This window comes from Halobacillus sp. (assembly GCF_049282395.1).
Classification (GTDB): domain Bacteria; phylum Bacillota; class Bacilli; order Bacillales; family Halobacillaceae; genus Halobacillus.
The window spans coordinates 1-6,691 of record NZ_JBAPTY010000340.1; the positions used below are offsets into that span (position 1 = coordinate 1).

The following is a 6,691-nucleotide window of genomic DNA, read 5'->3' on the forward strand; positions in this document are numbered from 1 at the left end:
TTCTTCAAGTGGGTGAGGGATAAACCCGTTTCGAGCTTCTGATTCGGCCAGGTCCGGAGGGGAACGGGGAGACTCCTGTGGGATAAACATGATCGGTGAGACCCCGGAAAGCTTTAGCTTGAGGAGGCTCAGCACATGCCCACGGAAAGCGAGTCGTTCCCCGCAGGACCTAACTCTCTCACGAGATATCTCGAAACTAAGTCTTCCACAAACGGGAGCTTATGTGTAAGGTCAACACTGCGATATTAACGGAGCTGTTCGTTAGATCCATTAATAAATTGAACACTTTAGAGAGCGAGAGTGATTCCATGTTTAAAATTAAATTGATTATTGGAGCAGTTACGCTGGCTGCTTCTGCGGCAGCCATAACCCTTCTGCTTCAGAATAACAGCTTTAGCAGAAGCGTCTCTTCCGTGGAGTGTCCAGCAGAAGGTGATCGATTCTGCACCTTCACGGAGTTAAGTGAGGTGTACGAAGAAAATGAAGATTGGGAAATTAAAAAACGTGAATCTCCAAATAACCATGTGCTCGTAAGTGCCATTCACGGAGGAGGAATTGAGCAGGTAACTTCACAGCTGGCAGACGCTGTTGCCGGTGAAAAATACAGCTTTTACACCTTTAAAGGAAAGCTTAGTTCCGGAAATTTTAATAACTTACATATAAGTTCTGTCAATTTTGATGAACCTCAGGCTCTTTCTATGGCGAACGAAGCGTCGATCCATATTTCTATCCATGGGGCTGAAGGGGAAAAGAAAAAAACACTACTTGGTGGATTAAACGAGGGTTTACGAGGCTTAATTTCTGATCATTTAGAATCAAGCGGCTTCCGTGTTAAGGAAGCCCCCAAGTATTTAGACGGCGACCATCCAAATAACATTGTGAACCAAACCAAAACCGGACAGGGTGTTCAACTGGAATTAACACGAGCGCAAAGAAAAGCTTTTTATGAAAATGGAAACATTAGCTACAGCTCCAGAAATGAAGTTTCCAATCAAACAGAAGCCTTTAACGAATATACGGACTCTATCCGTGCGGCACTAAAAGAATATGAAGAGAGAAACCTCTAATCAAACAAAGGTGAGATTACATCCACCTGTCATTTAATGCAAATGGGCACATACACTGTACTAGCACCCAGCTGTCCTGACCCGGCCAGTCCAACGGCAGCGAGATGAACAACACAGAGTAAAGGAGATCATCACATGAGACTGCTTGGTTTGAAGTTGATTAATCTAGCCAGCTTTATTTATCTGCTCACCGCTTCCTTCTTCTTATCACAAGATTTCATGAAGCCATCTACCGCTAATGTATATGTTATGCCGGCCCCGTTTGCCTTTTCTATATGGTTTGTTATTTACTTACTTCTTTTCGTCTTTCTAATGAAATCTTTCTTTGCAAATGAAGAGCTTGATCGTGTCGTTGATCATATCGGGCTATGGTTTCCTTTAAGTATGTTCCTATCCGGGACTACCGTTATTGTTGGAACAACTCCGTCGCTACTATTTATTACTTTATCGCTGCTTACCCTCTCTGTGGTATATACGAGCATTCAAAGACTTAATCTCTCTACGCAAAAATACAGAACTCCCTTTTCCATTTACCTCGCCTGGACCTCTATAGCTACTATCGTGGATACCTTTGTCGTTTTGAAAGCAAATGGAGTACAAGAATTATTTTCCATTGGAGAACTAGGATGGTCCGCTTTTATTCTTGTAGCGGGAGGACTCATTGCCCTTGCCTTTTATTTTATTCAGAAAGATACGTGGTTTCCTCTCGTTTTCATATGGGGATATGGAGCAACCTTTGCTTATCAGGAAAACACACTTATCAAATTTATTACAGGTGCTTTTGTCGTCATTCTATTATTTATTATTTTCTTTAGCTGGTTCCAAAAGAATCGTGTTTCTTAAGGAAGAGGGCTAATTAAAAGCATTTCCCTCCCCCTACCACTATTCTTCAATAAATTCTTACATAATTTTATAATAAAGGTGGGATACTCCCGTTATATACGTGATAAAGTTAAATTACTGCGGCACCTCTTCTGAATCTGCATTCCAGTAAGACTTGATGAATATCCTATAGTAAGGAAGGCAGCATGTAATGTCCTTGCTTAACAAACAAAGGGGTGACTGAGATGGAAAAGGACCTCAAGTTCCAAAACATTACCCACAAAAAGATGGACTTTGATCAAGTATTTGACCATATCCTGACCTTCATGAAAAAGGATCCGCTCGGAAATTACCGTTTAATGCTTGGTACTGATTCTCAAATCCACCCTTCTCACACCATTTTTATTACAGGGATCGTCATCCAACGTGTTGGAAAAGGCGCTTGGGCCTGTTTCTGTAAGAAACTTATTTCACGAAAAATGACCACGCTTCATGAGCGCATCTCTTATGAGACATCACTTACCGAACATATCGCTTCTTTATTCACAGAAGACAAGAAAAATGAAATGATTGATATCATTCTGCCTCATATTTATAAAGGGGCTACTTTTACAATGGAGGGGCACATTGACATTGGTTCAGGAGAGCGGAACCGGACAAGACTGTATGTAAATGAAATGGTAGCCCGAATTGAATCGCTTGGGATCGAGCCGAAAATTAAGCCAGATTCGATTGCCGCAAGCAGCTATGCTAACAAATACACAAAATAAAAAAGCACAACCACAGTCGAACTGGGGTTGTGCTTCCTTTATTATACTCGTGCTTTTTTTAATTGCTCCAGTACTTCTGAAGGCTCTGCACGATCTTTGTAATCTTCTTTGGTGTATTCATAAACAATGGTTCCATCCTGGTCAATTACATAAGTTGCGGAAACAGGAAGTGTCCACGTTTCATCCCCATTATGCTCGTCCACTCGCAGCCCTTTTTCTTTGTACACGTCCACAAGATAATCCGGGAGCTGATATACGAGATTATACTGATTGGCCGTTTCATTTCCAACATCACTTACCACATGGAACTGGAGGTCATTTTTCTCAGTGGTGGATAAAGAGTGATCAGGCTGTTCAGGACTAATCGCAATTAGTTCGCCCCCACTATCGTGAATGTCACCAAGAATCTCCTGATAAGCCCGGAGTTCCATATTACAATAAGGACACCAGCCTCCACGGTAAAACGTCAATATGACAGGTCCTTCTTCCAGTTGTTTGTATAATTCTATTGAATTTCCCTTCGCATCAGGAAGGTTGAAATTGGGAGCTTTTTTGCCTTCGGATAGACCTTTTCCATCAGAAGATTGCTCCAGTTCTTGAATGGCCTGCTTCATTTTCTCTTGCACATCTCCAGGAGCCGTCGCTTTGAATTTTTCAATGTATTCGTTGTAGCGCTCTTTCATTTCTGTCTTCACAGGAAAAAACTCCTTTATGGTTAGATTCACGTCGATTATAGCCTAGTTGATTACTTGGTTAAAGTCATCTGCTCATTCCTTCTTGTTAAAAGTAAGGCAATACCTACAGCGAGTCCTCCAGCGATCAGCTTGCCCACAATAACAGGAACAATCATATCTTTTTCAATTCCTGCTACAAAAGCAAAGTGGCTCCCCAGTACAAAAGCTCCACTTACAGCAAAAGCCGAATTCACTATTTTCCCCCGGCGATCCATATGCTTCATCATGGCGAGCATGGGTAAATGATGGGCAAGGGAAGCCAAAAGGCCGGTCATAGCGGAAGCATTTAAACCAATCTTCTGGCTCAACCGATTCCATACCTTTTCCCCTTTTTGATTTAAAAAAGCGATTAAAGGATAAGCTCCTGCAAGGGTAACGGTAATCCTGCCTACAATAGAGACCCCGTCAGAAAGCGGGGCCATGCCTGAAATGAGGGTGAATTCCGTGAGCGTTTCAATCGTAATAGCTGCAAGTCCGGTAATAATAAGGAGTTCGACGCCTTTCCCAAACCAGGCAAATACACGTATAGCCCCCTCCGTAAACAACCATAATCCTATCCCGATTAGAACAGAAAGGAGAAGCGCCGGCAATAAGTTCTGCAGCATCCATAACCATTCATATCCTGCGATCGCTCCGCCTGCCAGACAGCCGATCGGGATTGTCACTATTCCGATGAGGATCCCTTTTGCGAAATAAGGACGGTCTTCTTTTTGAATGACAGTAAGGGCGACCGGGATAGTAAAGACGAGCGTCGGACCCATCATTGTTCCTAAAAATGCCCATGAAAACACAGCCGCTTCATCCGTTAAGGCTAAAGCTTCTGCCAGGGAATACGCCCCCATATCAATCGCTAAAATCATAGAAGCAAACATAGAGGGATCGGCACCCAGCTCTTTAAAGACAGGACCAATGACTGGTGCAGCGACTTCTGACAAGACGGGAGCAAGCGAAATGATTCCTACCATGGACAAGGCTAGCGGCCCCATCATCATAAAGGCATCATAGAAATGCTTTCCTAAAGATAAACGCTGATTAAGAACATAGTAATCCAGGGCCCCTGCCACCATAAACAAACACATGATGATTAATATCGATTCATTGATCCATAACAAATTCGCTCCCCCCTTCACGAAACCTATCTCTCACTCATTTCGCTCTGTTCAAAGGTTTTCCCTTCCTGGTTCTGTGCGTAACTTCGCAGCCCTAAAAATAAAAAAGCACTCAGAGTAAATACTCTGAGCGCCTTATAAGGATCAGCGATTTTAGCCGATTCCACATGCTACTGAACCGTTCTTCTGCAAATACTTCTGATGATGCTCTTCCGCTTCATAGAAAGTGGTGGTCTTAACAACCTCTGTTACAATCGGGCGCTTGAAAGTGCCTTTCTCATCCCACTCTTTAATTTTTTCTTCAGCAATATATTTTTGACTGGCATCATTGTAAAAGATCGCCGAGCGGTATTGGTGACCGATATCGGCACCTTGACGATTTTTTGATGTTGGGTCGTGCGTTTCAAAAAAGATATTTACGAGTTCAGAATAAGTAATGACAGTTGGGTCATACTCTACTTTCACAGCTTCTGCGTGACCTGTTTTACCCGTTTTCACCTGTTCATAAGATGGATTATCCAGATTCCCGCCAATATAACCTACTCGTGTAGATGTAATGCCTTCAAATTTTTCAAAGAATGCTTCTACTCCCCAGAAACACCCTGCTCCAAAAATTGCCTTCGCCATATCTCATCTTTCCTTTCTTTTTTAACGCAACTTCTATCGAGAGCCTTCACGGGTATATGACAACGTAAAGACCCCTTTTCTTATCCAAGAAAAGGGGTCGTATTATAGTCCGTACGATCCTCTCATCTCTTAGGATGTCACCATCCTACAGGAATTGGCACCGTTCTCGTCAATCCTTAGATTGATTCGATGGTTGCCGGGCATCAAAGGGCCAGTCCCTCCGCCTCTCTGGATAAGAAGTTTCCGTTATTTATTTTTAAGTTATTTCATATCTTACAACGTTTTAGCAGTGAAGTAAAGGATGAAGCTTGAATTTTTTTTGGAAAAAAACACATTCAGCTCCCAGTCTTTTACTCTATTCAGATTGCCATGAGAAAATGCCAGTCTATATTTAACTCTCCATCATTCGACAAATCTTTATTTGCCGCGCTCGCCTGAAGTATTGATCTCTTCAAACGGCTGGACGATGACAAAGCCGTCGCCATTGAATTCCATTTGGATCGATTCTCCACTTCCCCGTCCAATGAGAGTTTTAAAGCTGATATCTGTACGAAACTCAGGCTGTAAATGACCCGACCAGGCGACCGTAGCATTCGGATCGGTAATTACTGGCTGCCCCGTGCGCACCATAATGGTAAGCGGTTCGTAATGAGACGTGATCGCTACTTTACCTCTTCCCTTCAGTTTAACGTTGAATAAGCCGCCCGACATCATTCCGGCAACTTTTTTCATCAGTTGAATATCCCAGTCTACGCCTGGCTCAAAGGCGAGAAGGTCATTGCCGTTCACTGTAATTTCTTCGTTATCCAGTTCCAGAATAGTAATTTTTTTGCCTTGATCGGCTAGGTAAAGGCTGCCACGTCCGGTAGCTTTCATCAGAGAGCTTCCTTCTCCACTCATGGCTTTTTTCACGAAACGACCTACGCCGTGCTCAAGGAATCCTTCTCTTTCAAATTTAATCTGCCCGTTGTACGAGATCATGGATCCTGCTTTCGCCCACACCTGGTCGGTCAGGTTCACTTCCAGGATCCGCGGGGTTTCCAACTCGAAGTATTCATTCTCTGCATCGTCCTGCTTTGTTTCTCTTATAAATTGTTCAATAGAATATTTGCTCATTCTTCTCTCCCCTTTAATCACAAAGTTGGTTCCTAACTAGGATATTCGCTCTATTCCTAAGGTACTCCTTCTTCACAAAGGGGAATTTTGCTGAACTGATGATTAAAGAGAGTCCGGAAACTGTGAGTTCTTGTACTACCTTAAATTTCTTTTGAATATTAAAGATATGCTCCCGTTTGTGTAAGACTCAGTTTCAAGATATCTCGCGAGAGAGTTAGGTCCTGCGGGGAACGACTCGCTTTCCGGCCCTGCACGACGCAGGGTCGTTCGACGTTGCCACAGGACGTGGCGATCTTAGTCGAACATCCCATGTGCTGACCCTCCTCAAGCTAAAGCTTTCCGGGGTCTCACCGATCATGTTTATCCCACAGGAGTCTCCCCGTTCCCCTCCGGACCTGGCCGAATCAGAAGCTCGAAACGGGTTTATCCCTCACCCACTTGAAGAA

7 protein-coding genes and 1 riboswitch are annotated in these 6,691 nt (G+C 43.3%); of the genes, 3 read left to right on the plus strand and 4 right to left on the minus strand.

The window, feature by feature from the left end:
* Window positions 1-308: 308 nt before the first annotated feature.
* From WAM07_RS14540 to WAM07_RS14550, 3 genes are all read left to right on the plus strand, one after another.
* Window positions 309-1,067, plus strand: a complete 759-nt coding sequence (locus WAM07_RS14540; protein WP_422167976.1) for a poly-gamma-glutamate hydrolase family protein — start codon at window positions 309-311, stop codon at window positions 1,065-1,067.
* A 135-nt stretch (window positions 1,068-1,202) separates the two neighbouring features.
* Complete coding sequence (locus WAM07_RS14545; protein ID WP_422167978.1) at window positions 1,203-1,910, plus strand: hypothetical protein; 708 nt, start codon at window positions 1,203-1,205, stop codon at window positions 1,908-1,910.
* A gap of 224 nt (window positions 1,911-2,134) precedes the next feature.
* Entirely contained in the window at window positions 2,135-2,659 is a 525-nt protein-coding gene (locus WAM07_RS14550) for a ribonuclease H-like YkuK family protein (protein ID WP_014642050.1), read from the plus strand.
* Window positions 2,660-2,700: 41 nt separating this feature from the next.
* Here WAM07_RS14550 and WAM07_RS14555 read toward each other — a convergent pair whose 3' ends face one another.
* The 4 genes from WAM07_RS14555 to WAM07_RS14570 all read right to left on the minus strand — a co-directional run bounded on the left by WAM07_RS14555 (window position 2,701) and on the right by WAM07_RS14570 (window position 6,245).
* Entirely contained in the window at window positions 2,701-3,354 is a 654-nt protein-coding gene (locus tag WAM07_RS14555; RefSeq protein ID WP_422167980.1) for a peroxiredoxin-like family protein, read from the minus strand.
* 50 nt (window positions 3,355-3,404) lie between these two features.
* On the minus strand, window positions 3,405-4,505 hold the full coding sequence (eutH, locus tag WAM07_RS14560) for an ethanolamine utilization protein EutH (protein ID WP_422167981.1): 1,101 nt from the start codon (window positions 4,503-4,505) through the stop codon (window positions 3,405-3,407).
* Window positions 4,506-4,655: 150 nt separating this feature from the next.
* Window positions 4,656-5,129, minus strand: a complete 474-nt coding sequence (gene msrA, locus WAM07_RS14565; protein ID WP_014642047.1) for a peptide-methionine (S)-S-oxide reductase MsrA — start codon at window positions 5,127-5,129, stop codon at window positions 4,656-4,658.
* Between the two features lie 119 nt (window positions 5,130-5,248).
* A riboswitch (SAM riboswitch) is annotated at window positions 5,249-5,368 on the minus strand.
* A 178-nt stretch (window positions 5,369-5,546) separates the two neighbouring features.
* On the minus strand, window positions 5,547-6,245 hold the full coding sequence (locus tag WAM07_RS14570; protein WP_422167983.1) for an AIM24 family protein: 699 nt from the start codon (window positions 6,243-6,245) through the stop codon (window positions 5,547-5,549).
* Window positions 6,246-6,691: the final 446 nt, after the last annotated feature.